This window comes from Psychrobacter proteolyticus (assembly GCF_039762275.1).
GTDB lineage: Bacteria > Pseudomonadota > Gammaproteobacteria > Pseudomonadales > Moraxellaceae > Psychrobacter > Psychrobacter proteolyticus_C.
Window position 1 is genome coordinate 1 of record NZ_JBDLOB010000004.1, and the last position, 16107, is coordinate 16107.

Here is a 16107-nt window from a genome sequence, read left to right on the forward strand (position 1 = left end):
CTCAACAACTGGTTCAGGCTCAACAACTGGTTCAGGCTCAACAACTGGTTCAGGCTCAACAACTGGTTCAGGCTCAACAACTGGTTCAGGCTCAACAACTGGTTCAGGCTCAACAACTGGTTCAGGCTCAACAACTGGTTCAGGCATAGCACTAGCCATTGACTGTGCTAAATTGTCATTATCATCAATACCGCTTTGCAACTCATCGTGACTTGGTGGCTGATAATCAACACTATAAAGTTCTGGCGGCGGTGCTGACGCTTCATGTACAAAAGCATCTGGAGCTGATGCGGAAGAAACTGGTTCTATAGCTGGTACTTTGGTAGCAGACCCATCACTATCATGAGTATTGCTCAAGACTTCATCGACTGGCAAAGGACGAAACGCCAATAAACGCAAGATGCACATCTCAAGCGCTTGCATCGGTGTACTTGCAAGCTTGACACCTTCACGTGCCTGTACAACAATTTCATAATACAGCTGCAAGACATCAGGGCTGATATGCTGAGCTAGCGTATAAATATCTTTTGCTTGCGCCTCATTGACATTAAGAGCGACTTCAGGCAACAGTTGAGTCAAGGCCAACTGATGTAACAGCTCAGCAAGCCCATCGAACATGCTAGTCGCATCGACCATTTGCGCGCGCATTTGCTCAATGTGAGCAGCAACCGCAGACTTATCATGATTATAAATATCCGTGATTAGACGTACTAAGTCAGCAGCATCAATAAGACCAAGCATTGCGTTGACAGTCGCATCATCCAGTGCGCCTTGACCAAAAGCAATGGCTTGATCGGTCAATGATAGAGCATCACGTACAGAGCCTTTAGCCGCACTTGCCAATTGCCAAATGGCTGGCTGAGTATAGCCTACCTGCTCTTTGGTCAAGATATTTGCTAAGTGCTCGCTAAGTAACGTTTGTGGTAATGGACGCAGTACAAACTGCAAGCAGCGCGAAATAATCGTAATCGGTAGCTTTTGTGGATCAGTCGTCGCTAATAAAAACTTCACATGCTCCGGTGGCTCTTCTAGCGTTTTTAATAGCGCGTTAAAGCTGTGCGTAGACAGCATATGTACTTCATCAATCAGATAGACCTTATAACGCCCTTGGCTTGGCGCATAAGGCACGTTGTCTAATAATTCACGCGTGTCTTCGACCTTGGTACGAGAAGCGGCATCAATCTCGATAAGATCAATGAAACGCCCTTGATCAATAGCAACGCAGTTATCACATACGCCGCAAGGAGTGCTGGTAATACCTGTATCACAGTTCAAGCATTTAGATAAAATACGCGCAATCGTTGTCTTACCCACACCGCGCGTACCTGTGAACAGATAGGCATGATGCAGACGATTATAATCAATCGCATTAATCAATGCTTGAGACACATGCGTCTGCCCAATCAACTCGTGAAAGTTTTTTGGTCGGTATTTGCGAGCTAAAACTTGATATTGCTGCGTCATAAGAAATGCCAATGTAAATAATACAAATATAAAGGAAGCGTCGGGCTAATGAATCATACTATGTTTAGGTTATAACTGAGCTTGAAGTTGTGCCAGTCGGTCATATAGGCGCTGAGTGCTTTCATCAATCAATGAGCCTTCTTGATGAAATATATCCAGATAAACCTCAGTGTTTACACTGTCTTCGCACGGCCTAAACTCTACGCCCAGTAAAAACAAATCATCCATTACTGGCTCTTGTAATTGGACATTAATATCTGACAGTAAGTCTTTATAAGAGAGCCTAACATTCTCTGCGCTCAGCGAACTGCTATCGTCTTGCGCATAAAACACCATAAGATAATGGCGTCCAAATACATGATAAGAATGCTCATGGCGGACATATCCATTCCAGCGCGAGTCTTGATCCATGGTTCTATAAGCTAAGATTTTTTCTACTAGACATGCATAGGTATACATTGACTCATCTACCAAAATATCAACCTGCTCATTTGGTAAAGGTGTACCCGCTTCATAATAACGCTCAATCACACTGTTGAATAGCTTGAACCACATACCAGTATTTTTTTGCATCTCAGCTATTAGAGCATCGGCAAATACAGTCTGATTCGGCTCTACTGCTTTAAGCAAGCGTAATTCAACTTGCTCAATTAACTCGCTATTGATTAGCTGTTCTTGCACCCTAATCGCTCTTTGATGAAAGTCAGGCGATTGTAGAAACTGTTTAAGTAATGTTGATTCGTTTTGAAATGATGCAAAGCTAGATAGTTGACGACGATGAAAATCTAAAAAGGTTGTTAAATCACTTGGCGTCACCAATTGATTGAGGATATCAACAAAGTTTTGATGACTAAAGACTTGTAGGATACTCTGCTCATCATCTAAGTCTAAAACACAGTCTTCTGCAAAAAACCGACTTCCATATTCGTAGCCAACTGCATAAGATGAATGGCCCGATTGATCGTCTTGATGATTAATAGATAATGACGTTAAGCCAATAAAATAAACCGCTTTATCAGTTGTCGCGGCACTTCTATCTACAATTAGACTATCATTTTTTTGATAAATCTGAGCGTGGCGTTTGATAAGTTGGTTAACAACTTCTTTTCTCCACTCACGAACTTTAGCATTATCTACTTCTTGCTTATTTGCCTGCATCAAAACCGTATTGACGAGCAAATAAATAGTAGCGCCAGAAAACTCAAAAACAAAATCATAACCCTGAAAATGATCAGAGTCAGTGATTTTGTCATCAGGCAACTCATACAATGATAAAAAACATTGCTGAATCATTTTTTGCCATGGCGCATGTGATGCTTGCTGAATATCCATAATACCTCTATAAACGATATTTCACAAAAAAGCTGATACCCATTCTGTGAAAATGAGCAAAAGCTTTTTATGCTGAGTTAAGTATCAGTTTGGATTTACAGCAAGCAAACCCATCTTAGCTGTCTTGTTTGCGGCGCATGTGCGGGAACAAGATCACATCACGGATACTAGCAGAGTCGGTAAATAGCATCACTAGACGGTCGATCCCAATACCCTCACCAGCTGTCGGTGGCAAACCATAAGCCAATGCTTCGATATACTCTTCATCGAAATGCATAGCTTCATCATCACCCGCGTCTTTTTCAGCAACCTGACCACGGAAACGCTCGGCTTGGTCTGCTGGGTCATTAAGCTCGCTAAAACCATTGGCCAACTCACGACCACCAACGAACAGCTCAAAACGATCAGTAATCTCAGGATTGTCATCACTACGGCGCGCTAGAGGCGAGGTCTCAGCTGGGTACTCAGTAATGAACGTTGGCTGACGTAATTGATGCTCAGCCGTTTCTTCAAAGATAATCGTCTGTAGTTTACCCACACCAAACACATCTTTGACTTGCTGCTTAAGTGTCGTAGATGCGTACTCTGCTAGGTATTCACGATCATTGATACGTGTCATGTCAAAGTTTTCAGCATATTTTGCAATCGCATCAGACATTGATAGACGAGCAAATGGTGCTTTTAGGCTAATGGCTTCTTCTTGATAAGTCAGCTCTGTTGTGCCCAACACATCTATTGCTAACTGATTAAACAGACGCTCAGTCAAATCCATCAAATCATGATAATCAGCGTAGGCTTGATAGAACTCAATCATGGTGAATTCAGGGTTATGACGAGTTGAAACCCCTTCGTTACGGAAACTACGGTTAATCTCAAATACGCGCTCAAACCCACCAACGACCAGACGCTTAAGATAAAGCTCAGGCGCGATACGTAGATATAAAGGCATGTCTAATGCATTATGATGTGTCTCAAACGGACGAGCTACTGCGCCGCCTGGTATCGGATGCATCATTGGCGTTTCAACTTCCATAAAACGCTCATTAAGCATAAATTGACGAATACCACTAACGATCTGACTGCGAACCATAAAGGTATTGCGAGTCGTCTCATTAGTCATTAAATCAAGATGACGATTGCGATAGCGCGCTTCTACATCAGCCAAGCCATGGAATTTATTTGGCATTGGACGTAGTGATTTGGTCAGTAGCGTAATTTCTTCAATATGCACATATAAATCGCCTTTACCTGAGCGACCGATATAGCCTGATACACCAACAATGTCACCCAAATCTAGTGATTTAATGCTCGCACGCGTCTCCTCATCAAGCTCTTTACGTGCTACATATAGCTGAATACGGCCTGTCATGTCTTGGATCACAATGAACGAACCACGGTTGAGCATGACTCGACCTGCCACGTTGACTTGTGTTTTTTCACCATTTGCTGCTTTTTCTTCAATTTCCTGCTTTGAGACACCATCAAAAGCCGTCTGTAAGTCTTGCGCATAATCAGTGCGTTTGAACGTATTAGGATACGGCTGTTTACCTGAAGCACTGATATCATCTAGCTTGGCTTGCAGTTGTGCGATTAGCTCGTTAGCATCTTCTACGACTGGGGTTTGATCTTGGTTCTGATTATTGTGCTTTGACATAACACTCTCAATATTTTTAGGTAATTAAATGGATAAACGAAAACAGAAAAATTAAATCAATACTTATTATTATAAGAACAGACATGGTGATAAAAACGATAAAACTGTTAGTACTCTTAAAGACTAACTACTAGTCATTGCCACCGATACTGGCCATCAAATCAGCCTGATGCTCACGTAATAGTGCATCAAGAATCTCATCCAAGTCGCCTTCCATAATGGAGTCGAGTTTGTATAAGGTAAGGTTGATACGGTGATCGGTCATGCGACCTTGTGGAAAATTATAGGTACGGATACGCTCTGAGCGATCGCCACTACCGACCAAGTCACGACGTATAGAGTCCGCCACATCGACCTGTGCTTGCACTTTGGCTTGTTGGATTTTAGAGACCAGCATTTTCATAGCATGCGCACGGTTTTTGTGTTGGCTACGCTCTTGCTGACACTCTACCACGGTACCCGTCGGAATATGCGTCAAACGTACAGCAGAGTCAGTCGTGTTCACGTGCTGACCACCAGCGCCGCTTGAGCGGAAAGTATCCATCTTAATATCAGCAGGATTGATATCGACGGTATCATCAATCTCAACTTCTGGCATGACCGCAACCGTACAAGCTGATGTGTGAACACGACCTTGGCTCTCAGTTTCAGGGACACGCTGTACACGGTGAGCGCCCGATTCAAACTTTAAGCGACCATATACACTGTTGCCAGATACGCGAGTGATAATTTCTTTATAACCGCCATGCTCACCTTCATTTGCAGAGAGCACTTCTAGTGTCCAGCCCTGGCTCTGCGCGTATTTTTGGTACATGCGGAACAAGTCACCAGAGAAAATCGCTGCTTCATCGCCGCCTGTCCCTGCACGAATCTCCAAAAACGCTGGTACTTTGTCGTTAGGATCTTTTGGTAGCATCATCAGATTAAGTGCTTCTTCCATCTCTACGATGGTATCACGCGCACTCTCAATCTCATCGATCATCATCTCTTTCATGTCAGGATCTGTTGCATCGGCTAGCATCGCTTCTGCATCAGCCTGATCCGTTTCTGCACCCACGTAGTTTTGCCACAGCGTCGTGATCTCCATCAAGTCGCTGTGCTCAACAGACAATTCACGGAACTTATTATTATCACTGATGACACTAGGATCTGATAATAAAGCGGTGACCTCTTCATAACGGTCTACCATCTGGTCTAAACGCAGGCGTAAGGATTCTTTCATAAAAGGACTTTTAATTGGATAAGATGAATAAGCCCGTGATTATAGCAAATTTTTTGGGGTAAATTAAAACCTCTAATCATTCTTGTTGATATTGTCGGTAATCTCGATGCTATCTTCTCAAAGTTCTCTGTTTATATTTAGATGTCATGACCTAATTTCAATAGCAAAAACGACAGACAAAAAAATAGCTAAGAAGACTCTTAGCTATTTTTATCAGGATAGGAAGTTAAAGTATTAGACCTTGCGAACTAAGACCGATCCAATAGAGTAACCTGCACCAAATGAGCAAATAACGCCCAGATCGCCTGATACTAAGTCATCTTTGTGGCGATGGAATACAATCATAGGACTCGCTGAGCTGGTATTGGCAAATTCAGCAATAACACTCGGAGCAATCGATTTATCGGCATCTTTACCAACCACGGTACGTAGAATCAAATCCAACATATTGGCATTGGCTTGATGCAACCACATCATCTTAACATCAGATGTTGGGATGTCGTTTTCTTGCAAGTGCTCAGTGATAATCTCTGACACTTTTGGACAGACTTCACGGAATACTTTACGACCATTTTGCAAAAACAGCTTATCAGTGACCGGTGCTTTGATATCTGGATACATTTCAGTCTGCGCTGCTAGATACTCTGAGCGATCCATAAAGCCGTATTCGTTTTTGATGTTGGTCGAAAACTGAGTAAATAGCTTAGAGTTTAGAATCTCGTAACCTTTTGGCGTATCTAATTCTTCAACAATAGAAGCCGTCGCCACATCACCGAAGATAAAGTGGCTGTCACGGTTACGCCAGTTTAGATGCGCTGAGGTAATCTCAACGTTGACCACAGCAATACGCTTGGCCAAACCAGAGATGATAGAACCATGTGCTTGGGATAGACCAAAAGTCGCCGCACTACACGCAACGTTCATATCATAAGCAAAACCACCAATCATACCAATTTCGTTTTGGATTTCAATAGCAACCGCAGGATAAGTACGCTGGAAGTTTGAGCAAGCAAGGATGATACCGTCTAAGTCATTGGCCTCAAGTCCAGCATCAGCCAAAGCGTCTCTCAGTGCTGCTGCACCCATTTCGGCCATTACCGACAGCTCTTCGCCCAAGTTACGGTAAGGGATAACTGGCGCCATGATTTCAGTATTTAAGATACCTTCTTTTTCCATCACATAACGTGATTTGATACCAGATACTTTTTCGATGAAGGCAGCTGAAGAAGGCTCAAGTGCCGTCATTGTCTCTGCAGCTATCTCTTCAGCATGTTCGGTATTATAGTTTTCAACATACTGGTTAAATGACTCAACTAGCTCTTCGTTACTAATGCTGTAAGGTGGGATATAAAGACCAGTGCCTGTGATACAAGTCGTCATGATAAGCTTCCTTGTCTACTACTGTGGTGCTTGGAATAAGCATAAAAGTGGAAAAATAATAGCCATTCAAATTCAGTGAATAACTGTAAACTTAAAATCAGTGTGTTTATTATGCCTGAATATTATAATTTTTCTAATACTTTGTTACAAATAATCTGTTTCTTGCCATAAATTAGCAAAGACTGGCGTCCTTTTTCGGTAGCTACGTTATAATTGACATCATTTTATTCTGTATTATTCATCGAACTCTCTTAATTATTCAGAACATCGATACACGCTCATACTTAGGAATGCTAATGGCAGAACTTCTCAACTGGTTATTTGGTCAATACGCTGACTACTCTACGATATTCATCATTCTTGAACTGATTGCCGTTGTCTTTGGCGTAGCAAGTGTCTTACTCGCCAGCAAAACCAATATCTTAGTCTTTCCTATCGGTCTGGTCAGCACTGCTATATTTGTGTACCTACTGTGGAAGTGGCAGCTGTTTGGCGATATGTTCATCAATGCTTACTATACCGTGATGAGCTTGTATGGCTGGATTAACTGGTCAAAAAATAAGAAAAATCAGTCTGTTGAGCACAAGCAGTCAAATACCAATAATGTCCGTATTGAGCATTTGCATGCAGGTGACATCCCTATACTTTCTACTTTGGCAGCGGGAACCATAGCTTTTGTAGGATTGGTTTATTATTTCCGTCCAGTAATTAATAATGGCTTTAGTTTAGATGGTGCGGTACTTGGACTGCATCTATTTACTTGGGTCGACTATACCGACATGCTCACTACGGCTTTGTTTTTGATGGCGATGTGGCTTATGGCACGACGCAAAATCGAGCATTGGATACTCTGGATCATCGCTGATGCGATATCGGTACCGCTATACTTCTATAAAGGTTTTACTTTTACCGCGCTACAATATGTAGTCTTCACTCTTATCGCAATCTGGGCATACTATGAATGGCAACGACGCTACCGCGTACAACCTAGAGCAGCACATGCCTAAACCCGTCATCAAAGTCGCGGTTTTAGGGGCAGAAAGTACGGGTAAAACGACCTTATGTCGTGATTTGGCCGCGCATTTTGATACTCCTTGGGTGTCAGAATATATGCGTACCTACTTACAAGCAAAGTGGGACGACAAGCAGCTGACTTGTACGTGGGAAGATCTGCTCCCTATCGCACAAGGGCAGATTACACTAGAGAATATCTTAGCCAAACAAGTCGCTCAGTCGTCTAATGCCAGTCATTATTTGTTTTGCGATACCAGTTTGTTTGAGCTGATGGTTTATTCTTATTGGTATTATGGCGACTGCCCTACGGCCCTTGAGCAAGCAGCATTGGCCCATCACTATGACTTGATATTACTAACTGAGGTTGATACGCCATGGGTGGCTGATGACCTACGAGACAGTCCACACCAACGTGATGAGATAAGTGCTTATTTCGCCAATCAATTGAGCAAGCATCAAAAACCATTTCAACGCATTAGTGGCAATAGAAAAGCGCGCGTGCTGCAAGTAGTAGCGCAGCTCGATGATATAGAAAAAAGATCGTATGACTAAAACTAAACAGCTATACCCAAAAACTTATTCATATTTGTGTCTTTAAGACTTTCTTGTCTTTAAAAGTTTTTTGTATTTGAAACCTAAGAGATATCCATGCTAAAGAAGTTTGAGCTTTATTTAGAAAAAACCATATTTAATAGTCGCTGGATACTGGCGCCTTTTTATCTAGGATTAGTGCTAGGCATTATTTTATTATTTATTAAGTTTGTCCAAAAGCTTTGGTATATGTTCGCTGACATTCTGACGGCCTCTGAAGCCAGTGTGATTGTAGATATATTGGTATTGGTTGATATCTCTCTGGTTGCCAGTTTACTGCTTATCATTATATTCAGTGGCTATGAAATTTTTGTCTCAAAAATCGATACTGGCACTCATGATGATCGTCCTAGCTGGATGGGCAAAGTGGACTTTTCGGGTCTAAAGCTCAAAGTCATCGGAGCGATCGTTGCTATCTCGGCTATTGACCTTTTGAAATCCTTTATGGATATCTCTAGCGGAATGAGTGAACTTGATGCTGACAAACTCATGTGGAAAGTTATTATTCATATGACCTTTGTATTGTCTGGCTTGTTATTCGCTATTATGGATAAAGTCGTTGGCGACACGAAAAAGCATTAAACACATTAATAATCGAAAAATAATTATCCGAAAACATCAACTTTTACCCTTTCACAGTTATTCCATATTTCCTGCACATCTTCTCTTCATGCCCTCTCTATGATGTCTTTTAAAGCCACAGTCTGCTATCTCGGCAGCTGTGGATTAAAGACACTTAGGAGGCGACCACATGCAAAAAACATTATTGACTAAATTATCCATCATTGTAGGACTGTGTATCGTTTTTTCGATTGGTCTCACTATGATTAGCGACATCATATACGAGAGGCAATACTACGCAGAGTCAGTGATAAAAGAAATCACCGAGCAGCATGTCAATCCACAAGAAGTCATCAACCCATTTATCGCTATTCCCACGACAGTCACACCGGCATGTCAGTCAAATACATCTGATACACCAAATATAAAGAGCAAATGCGAACCGTCATACTCGAAAATTAAGACGATGTTTGCCTCTCAGACGCAGGCAACACAGAACCTAAAAGTAAACACAGAGACTTATAAACGCGGTATCTATAGCGCTACTAGCTATGATGGTCAGCTGACATTCGATCAGAGTTATACGCTTGATAAGACTCTAGAAAATTTAGATCAGGTTGGCACTACAATTGACGATGATGCAGATAAGACACAGCTAGCCAAAACCATTACCCACTGGAACAAGGCAAAACTTATCATTCCCGTGTCTGACTTACGCGGTGTCGCTACCCTGCCTACTGTCACAATCAATCAAAAATCGATTGCAGCAAACTATCCGCAGATACCAATGATAGAGAACTTAACCTATGTCGAAGTAGATATTCCTAAAGATGTATTGGAGCAATTAAGCAGTCCTACTAGCCAACATAATAAAGACAGCTTGGCTACCACAGGCTCAATAAATAAAAATCTAGATAAATCAGAGGTAAATAGCCAGTTATCTAATCCTAAAGACAATCAAGCGCTTCATATTGTGATCGACTTGCCATTAGCTGGCATTAGTAATTTAACGACTGTCCCAACTGGGCAGAACTTTACTCTATCTATGCACAGCGATTGGCAGACACCAAACTTCATCGGTAAAGCATTACCAAATACCAAGAGCATTACCGCTGCAGGATTCGATGCCAGTTGGCAAAATCAGTATTTAACCGTTGCAAACAATCAGTACCTCTCTCAATGTCTCAGCACACCTAACCATCAATGTATTATCACGAGTGAATCAACGATCAATACTGATAGCCAGTCGTACAATCCTGATTCGTTTGAGGCATCAAGAGGTCTGACGACAGACAGTGCAGCAGTAGCTGGTAGTAATCAAGGTGCTCTGCTAAACAGCTTTGGGGTTAGTTTTGCAAGCCCCAACGATGTATATCTACAAACTGAACGAGCCATGAAGTACGCCTTGTTATTAATTTTGGTATCTTTTGGCACTTTCTTTTTATTTGAAGTGCTCAAATCAAGTCGTATCCACCCTATTCAGTATCTGCTCGTCGGCTGCGCACTATTTGTCTTTTATGTCTTATTACTACCACTTGCAGAACAAATCGCATTTTGGCAAGCCTATATGGTAGCGGCCAGTGCTTGTGTTGGGCTTATTGGCTGGTATAGCTACTATGTATTTGGCGGTTTCAAACGGGCAGTAATCTTTACCGCGACGCTTGCTGGGCTATATGCTGCGTTTTTCGGTATTTTAAGTACAGAAGATCTCAATCTGTTACTGGGTGCGATATTCTGCTTTGTATTACTTGCCTGCGTGATGGTGATGACTCGCAAACTCGACTGGTATAAAGTGACATAAATTATTAGAGCCATGCGCTGTATAAAGCAAGTCAGACAAACTGCCAGTAAATGAAAGGTTTTTATCTAATAATTTGAAAAAAATTACTTGGCTGTCTTAGCTTATCAACTGAGCTAAGGCAGCTAATCGTTATATTATTTGACGATATGATTGTTTAACGCTTTAGCCCAGTTATTGCAATTATCCTTGCAGCGCGGGCAACACTGATTAGGGTCAGAGATTTCATCAACGTAACCGCAATACATACAAGCATAATAAACCCCTGCTTCTACTTGCTCGACAGGTCGGTATTGCTTTGGGAAAAGCGGCATCCCGTAGTCTGTTTTTTCAGAGGTGTGCAATAAAATACTAAAATTGCCATCAGCTTCGAGCAAACCGACACGAACTTGTCCTAAATGCTCAACCCCTTGTTGGCGCATTTCAGCAAAAAACTCATCGTGTGACATTTCCCCCTGTTTAATCTTATCAAGCACTAGCATGCCCTCTTCTACAATATACATTGAGCGCCCCTCTAGCAGGTCCTCAAAAGGCTGGAATTTCATCATCGCCCAAGTACACAGCCTATAGAGTGAAATGACTGTACCCATGATTAATACCGCTTGGATAATGGGCAGGTCTTCGGTGAACATAGGATCACCTGCAATAGAGCCCAACGATAAAATAATGGTCAGCTCAAAAATAGAGAGCTGACGGACACCGCGCTTACCAGTGAATCGTAAAAATGTGATAATTAATACAAACATTACAGTGACACGTATTAAAATTTCTACGGCAAACAACCAAGTTGTGTCATAAATAAAAATACTTGCCCAATTCATACTATCTTTCCTATTTATTTATCTAATTATTGTGTTTCATGAGTGCTGTTCTAATAGTTCATTTGATGCGACGCACATCATCCCTATTTTTAGACCTTATCGTCAATACAACTATCGTTATTCTGATTTAAAAGAGACTTTTTGCCATAAGTACGACAAAATATCCTGTCCTGTGAGACAGCTATAGATTAGATTAATCAGTTATAAATCTATTATCTTTGCTAAAAATAAACGTTCGTTATAACAGCGTATCTCAAAACCTAAAATTAAAATCCTATGCTTGCCTTTTTTGTGTCATTTATTCATTGTAGGAATTACTTTTGAAAGCCACTATTTATACTATTATTGCGTTAATCGCCTTTGCCGCAAACTCCCTGTTTTGCCGAATGGCATTGGCAGAAGGCTATATCGACGCTTGGAGCTTTACAATTATCAGGCTAGTAAGTGCTACAGCTTGTCTAGGCATTATCATGGCTATACATGCTTACAGACTGCAACGCCAAACGCCCAATCATGACAACTCTACTGTCCACGCTATATTAAATGATAAAGGCAGTTGGTTGAGTAGTCTCAGCTTGGTGATTTATGCGCTGTGCTTTTCAATTGCGTATGTAGAGCTGGATACTGGCACTGGGGCATTGATTTTGTTTTCAGCGGTTCAGCTGACGATGATTGGCTGGGGTATCTATAAAAAAGAACAGCTCAGCGCGCTACAATGGTTGGCGTTTGCTGTTGCAGTGGCAGGATTTGTATATCTGATGTTGCCATCAGCTGCCATACCATCACCATTGGCAGCAGCGTTAATGGCTATGAGCGGCATAGCTTGGGGAGTATATAGTATACGCGGCAAATCATGTGTCTCACCGCTTCGAGCGACAGGGTTTAATTTTGTGCGTAGTTTAGTCGCTGTGCCTATACTATTACTGGTAGGCATGACGTATCTAGATGACTTGGGTTTTAAAAATATCAATTTGGATGGTATTACCACTGAAGGTATATTACTCGCCTGTGCATCAGGAGCGATCGCCTCAGGGTTGGGTTACAGTATCTGGTATACAGCGATGCCACTATTGAAAAACACACAAGCCGCTATCGTTCAGCTATGTGTCCCTGTGATTGCTGCCTTGCTAGGTGTGATATTTTTGTCTGAACAGCTGTCTATGCCATTTATAGTTGCAAGCACAGTCATTTTGGGCGCGGTCTTGGTGTTTACCTTAAATAAAAAAGTACCAGCATGAGATAAGGCTATTAATGATTTATCATTAGCTAAGCTGCTCAGAAAAGGTTCCAGCTAATTACGTTGCCAAACAATATAAAAACGCCCCGACTTTTATAAATCGGGGCGTTTTATATTCGAGTTATTATTTTAATATTGCTAGTCTATGGTCAACAGCTTTCAAAAAACAGTCTTAAACGACTGTCACTTCTAGACGAGTATCGACATTGCCGCGAGTAGCATTAGAATACGGGCACACCTGATGCGTGGCTTCTATCAGCTGCTGCGCCTGCGCTTCATCAATACCTGATACTTCTACAGACAACTCTATCTCTAAGTTGTAGCTACCGTCGGCTTTCATACCGATACCTACTTGCGCAGAAGTTTTTGAAGCCGTAACAGGCAATTTCATGTGCTGTGCTGTCATGCTCAAAGCGCTATCAAAACAAGCCGCGTAACCCATGGCAAAAAGCTGTTCTGGGTTCACGCCTTCTTTGTCTTGCTCTTGAAAAGATACCAAGTCAAATCCTAACGAACCATCGTCTAATCCAGTATGGCCAGAACGTCCACCAGTAGCGGTTGCGCGCGTTCTATAAAATATTTTCATGAGTAATTATTCCTTGTTTCATATTATTAGAGGTCGTACTTACGCTGTTGCGATGAGATTATTATAGATTCCTCTGCACTTATACGTTAGAACAGACCTCTATAACTCTTGCCTAATCCTACAAATATTTATACTATTAGGCAACTCTATAAAATAAGCACTCGTGATGAATCAAACGACTATTGACCAACTTCTTACTGTACTACCTAGAAATAAAACCATTGAATCTGCTGTTTCAGGTTTATTCTTTTATTGCGCGGACAAACCAAGCAAAGCCGTAAGCTATATCCAAGAGCCAAGTATTTGTATTGTACTACAAGGTGAACGAGAGATTTACTTGGGTGCTGATTGTCAAAGGTTTGACAATAGTAACTTGATGTTCTGTCCGGTTAATATACCGCTAAGTATGCATATTAAACACGCTTCGATAAAGAACCCTGTCATTGTTTTATCAATGAAATTAGATTTAGCTATGATTAGAGATGTATTAGCGCAGATACCGACCACACACCCAGTAGCAGGCCGTCATTTAGGAATAAAGTGGCACTTAGATGACACCATAATGGACGCGTTTGATCGATTGATACGCTTGCTTGATTATCCAAACGATATTGATTTTCTGTCTTCTTTGATTCAACAAGAAATATACTATCGCCTACTCTTAGCTGAGCAAGGCAACAAACTTAAGCAATTGGTCGTTAGTGGTAGCCATACATACCGCATTGCCCAAGCGACTGACTGGATAAAGGCACATCTAGATGAACCTATCATGGTTGAGAGCTTGGCTAGCAGATGTGGCATGAGTGTCTCAGGGTTTCATCAGCACTTTAAAGAAATAACCCAGCTGAGTCCGCTACAGTATCAAAAAAGCTTACGTTTAATGGAAGCTAGGCGCTTAATTAAGATGCATGGAGCGCAAATATCACAAATAGCGATGCAAGTAGGCTATGAAAGCCCTAGTCAGTTTAGCCGAGAATATAAGCGGTTTTTTGGTTTGAGCCCAAGTAATGAGTTGTAGTTATAATCTTATTTTTTAATAGAATAAATTTAATTTACTTAGGCTATTTACTATTATGTTTATGGAATTCTTCCTTAAACATATCATTTTTATGTCAAATAACTTATGGAGTATTTTAAATAAATAGAAAAATTGATTGACGTGACTATATATTCGTATTATAACATATAATATATATTTAAAATAATGAATGTATAGGAGCAGCTTTACTCTGCGTACGATCGATGTAAAGCGATCAATAGGAAGCTTAGGGAGGAGATAACATGATTCGTTTAAGCTACACTCTCAAATGCTGGGCACTTGGCATCACGTTTTTTACAGTGTTCTACTTTATGGTAGTCATGAGTGACCCTGGGTTTAGTAAGTACATTTATATGTTAGCTTTTAGCACCTTGCTATTCCCTATTGCTAAGCGTGCAGTCGATGTCATGACCGATTTTTTCGCACCAGATATTGAGCTGTTCAATGGATTGCTACCATCACTTTTGATTAATATTGTGATTTGGATGCTTACTCCATTTATCGTCGCATTAACAGTGATTGCCTATGTACTTTATAGCATGGGTGTACTGACAGAAAAGATTAGTCATTAAGTACCAATCATTAAGTGTCAATTATCAAGTACCGATCATTAAATACTAGTCATTAGACACCAGCCACTAATTGTCAGACATTAAGCCTTAATAGCTCATAGAGAAGATAGTTTGCAAACTATCTTCTCTAACTATGTATATAGCTACTAATAGCTTTAACTTACAACGGCTAGTTTCTGGCTTTTTTGCCAACAAACTGTACTACAGCGCTAAGCCCTTGATGCCGTTTTCCTTCTGATACCATACGCAACTTCTCTACACCAATCACTTCGTTCAGCCCTACAAGCTCATGTTGAAAGTTCTCTAAAGCGCCAAAACGCTCCCTTTGACTGGCAGGTGGTCCACCGACTGCCTCTGTTTCAAGCTGCCGTTCTGTATAAGCTTCGACGATAAATACACCCTCTGGCTTGAGAGCAGTGCTAATTTGTGCATGTACATATTGACGTACCGTTTCAGGCACGTGTGCCCAGATAGAAACTATGGCGTCCCATTTATCCTGACCAAAGTTATAATTTGCCAAATCAGCTACTTGGGTGGTAATAGCTACCCCTCTATCTTTGGCCAACTTGTTCGCTTTATTTAACCCTACTTCGGACATATCTATCGCAGTCACCTTGAAGCCTTGCTCGGCTAAAAATACTGCATTCCTACCCTCGCCCTCTGCTAGACAAAGTACGTGTCCACCTACAGGTATCTGCTCAAATGTCTCTCTCAAAAAATCATTAGGTTCGGTGCCAAATGCGAACTCTGTGCCGCTATAGCGTTCATCCCACATTTTAATTGTCCTTTTATTTGAGATTGATATCCAATTTAGTAGGTAACATATGGCATTTAGA

The 16107-nt window shown here is 41.3% G+C and carries 15 protein-coding genes; 7 read left to right on the forward strand and 8 right to left on the reverse strand.

Annotated elements, in window-relative coordinates; translation table 11 throughout:
• From dnaX to ABFV72_RS07825, 5 genes are all read right to left on the reverse strand, one after another.
• On the reverse strand, positions 1–1464 hold a 1464-nt coding region (gene dnaX / locus ABFV72_RS07805; protein WP_347163071.1), incomplete at its 3' end, for a DNA polymerase III subunit gamma/tau.
• Between the two features lie 69 nt (positions 1465–1533).
• Positions 1534–2796 (reverse strand): hypothetical protein, encoded by a 1263-nt coding sequence (locus tag ABFV72_RS07810; RefSeq protein ID WP_347163072.1) that lies wholly within the window; start codon positions 2794–2796, stop codon positions 1534–1536.
• Positions 2797–2911: 115 nt separating this feature from the next.
• A complete protein-coding gene (gene lysS / locus ABFV72_RS07815; RefSeq protein WP_347163073.1) occupies positions 2912–4450 on the reverse strand; it encodes a lysine--tRNA ligase in 1539 nt (512 codons plus the stop codon).
• A 130-nt stretch (positions 4451–4580) separates the two neighbouring features.
• A complete protein-coding gene (prfA, locus tag ABFV72_RS07820) occupies positions 4581–5672 on the reverse strand; it encodes a peptide chain release factor 1 (protein WP_057760300.1) in 1092 nt (363 codons plus the stop codon).
• A gap of 234 nt (positions 5673–5906) precedes the next feature.
• Positions 5907–7052: a beta-ketoacyl-ACP synthase III gene (locus ABFV72_RS07825; RefSeq protein WP_347163074.1), complete on the reverse strand. Its 1146-nt coding sequence runs from the start codon at positions 7050–7052 to the stop codon at positions 5907–5909.
• 296 nt (positions 7053–7348) lie between these two features.
• Here ABFV72_RS07825 and pnuC point away from each other — a divergent pair, with 296 nt between their 5' ends.
• From pnuC to creD, 4 genes are all read left to right on the forward strand, one after another.
• On the forward strand, positions 7349–8059 hold the full coding sequence (pnuC, locus tag ABFV72_RS07830) for a nicotinamide riboside transporter PnuC (protein ID WP_347163075.1): 711 nt from the start codon (positions 7349–7351) through the stop codon (positions 8057–8059).
• Positions 8052–8618, forward strand: a complete 567-nt coding sequence (locus tag ABFV72_RS07835; RefSeq protein ID WP_347163076.1) for an ATP-binding protein — start codon at positions 8052–8054, stop codon at positions 8616–8618. The genes pnuC and ABFV72_RS07835 overlap by 8 nt, the downstream gene beginning before the upstream one ends.
• Positions 8619–8714: 96 nt before the next feature.
• Positions 8715–9239 (forward strand): TIGR00645 family protein, encoded by a 525-nt coding sequence (locus ABFV72_RS07840; protein WP_101204361.1) that lies wholly within the window; start codon positions 8715–8717, stop codon positions 9237–9239.
• Positions 9240–9408: 169 nt separating this feature from the next.
• Positions 9409–11019, forward strand: coding sequence for a cell envelope integrity protein CreD (gene creD, locus ABFV72_RS07845; RefSeq protein WP_347163077.1), 1611 nt, complete (start codon positions 9409–9411; stop codon positions 11017–11019).
• Positions 11020–11153: 134 nt separating this feature from the next.
• On the opposite strand, the gene ABFV72_RS07850 is transcribed toward creD, so the two are convergent.
• The gene (locus ABFV72_RS07850; protein WP_347163078.1) at positions 11154–11837 is read right to left on the reverse strand and encodes a DUF421 domain-containing protein; all 684 of its coding nucleotides are present in this window, start codon (positions 11835–11837) and stop codon (positions 11154–11156) included.
• A gap of 320 nt (positions 11838–12157) precedes the next feature.
• Between ABFV72_RS07850 and ABFV72_RS07855 the strand changes: the two genes are divergently transcribed.
• Complete coding sequence (locus ABFV72_RS07855; RefSeq protein ID WP_347163079.1) at positions 12158–13075, forward strand: DMT family transporter; 918 nt, start codon at positions 12158–12160, stop codon at positions 13073–13075.
• Positions 13076–13246: 171 nt separating this feature from the next.
• Here the strand turns inward: ABFV72_RS07855 and ABFV72_RS07860 are convergent, their stop codons facing one another.
• Positions 13247–13660, reverse strand: a complete 414-nt coding sequence (locus tag ABFV72_RS07860) for an organic hydroperoxide resistance protein (protein ID WP_347163080.1) — start codon at positions 13658–13660, stop codon at positions 13247–13249.
• 166 nt (positions 13661–13826) lie between these two features.
• On the opposite strand from ABFV72_RS07860, the gene ABFV72_RS07865 reads away from it, so the two are divergent.
• Both ABFV72_RS07865 and ABFV72_RS07870 read left to right on the forward strand, forming a co-directional pair.
• A complete protein-coding gene (locus ABFV72_RS07865; protein WP_347163081.1) occupies positions 13827–14678 on the forward strand; it encodes an AraC family transcriptional regulator in 852 nt (283 codons plus the stop codon).
• A gap of 263 nt (positions 14679–14941) precedes the next feature.
• Positions 14942–15271, forward strand: a complete 330-nt coding sequence (locus ABFV72_RS07870; RefSeq protein ID WP_102091713.1) for a hypothetical protein — start codon at positions 14942–14944, stop codon at positions 15269–15271.
• 169 nt (positions 15272–15440) lie between these two features.
• Here the strand turns inward: ABFV72_RS07870 and ABFV72_RS07875 are convergent, their stop codons facing one another.
• Positions 15441–16046 carry a class I SAM-dependent methyltransferase gene (locus ABFV72_RS07875; protein WP_347163082.1) on the reverse strand — a complete coding sequence of 202 codons (606 nt, stop codon included), beginning with the start codon at positions 16044–16046 and terminating at the stop codon, positions 15441–15443.
• Positions 16047–16107: the final 61 nt, after the last annotated feature.

What these genes read in the sequence shown, in the direction of transcription:
- ABFV72_RS07810 (WP_347163072.1), bottom strand. Translation starts at nt 2,796, where the DNA reads ATGGATATTCAGCAAGCATCACATGCGCCATGGCAAAAAATGATTCAG.
- lysS (WP_347163073.1), bottom strand. Translation starts at nt 4,450, where the DNA reads ATGTCAAAGCACAATAATCAGAACCAAGATCAAACCCCAGTCGTAGAA.
- prfA (WP_057760300.1), bottom strand. Translation starts at nt 5,672, where the DNA reads ATGAAAGAATCCTTACGCCTGCGTTTAGACCAGATGGTAGACCGTTAT.
- ABFV72_RS07825 (WP_347163074.1), bottom strand. Translation starts at nt 7,052, where the DNA reads ATGACGACTTGTATCACAGGCACTGGTCTTTATATCCCACCTTACAGC.
- pnuC (WP_347163075.1), top strand. Translation starts at nt 7,349, where the DNA reads ATGGCAGAACTTCTCAACTGGTTATTTGGTCAATACGCTGACTACTCT.
- ABFV72_RS07835 (WP_347163076.1), top strand. Translation starts at nt 8,052, where the DNA reads ATGCCTAAACCCGTCATCAAAGTCGCGGTTTTAGGGGCAGAAAGTACG.
- ABFV72_RS07840 (WP_101204361.1), top strand. Translation starts at nt 8,715, where the DNA reads ATGCTAAAGAAGTTTGAGCTTTATTTAGAAAAAACCATATTTAATAGT.
- creD (WP_347163077.1), top strand. Translation starts at nt 9,409, where the DNA reads ATGCAAAAAACATTATTGACTAAATTATCCATCATTGTAGGACTGTGT.
- ABFV72_RS07850 (WP_347163078.1), bottom strand. Translation starts at nt 11,837, where the DNA reads ATGAATTGGGCAAGTATTTTTATTTATGACACAACTTGGTTGTTTGCC.
- ABFV72_RS07860 (WP_347163080.1), bottom strand. Translation starts at nt 13,660, where the DNA reads ATGAAAATATTTTATAGAACGCGCGCAACCGCTACTGGTGGACGTTCT.
- ABFV72_RS07865 (WP_347163081.1), top strand. Translation starts at nt 13,827, where the DNA reads ATGAATCAAACGACTATTGACCAACTTCTTACTGTACTACCTAGAAAT.
- ABFV72_RS07870 (WP_102091713.1), top strand. Translation starts at nt 14,942, where the DNA reads ATGATTCGTTTAAGCTACACTCTCAAATGCTGGGCACTTGGCATCACG.
- ABFV72_RS07875 (WP_347163082.1), bottom strand. Translation starts at nt 16,046, where the DNA reads ATGTGGGATGAACGCTATAGCGGCACAGAGTTCGCATTTGGCACCGAA.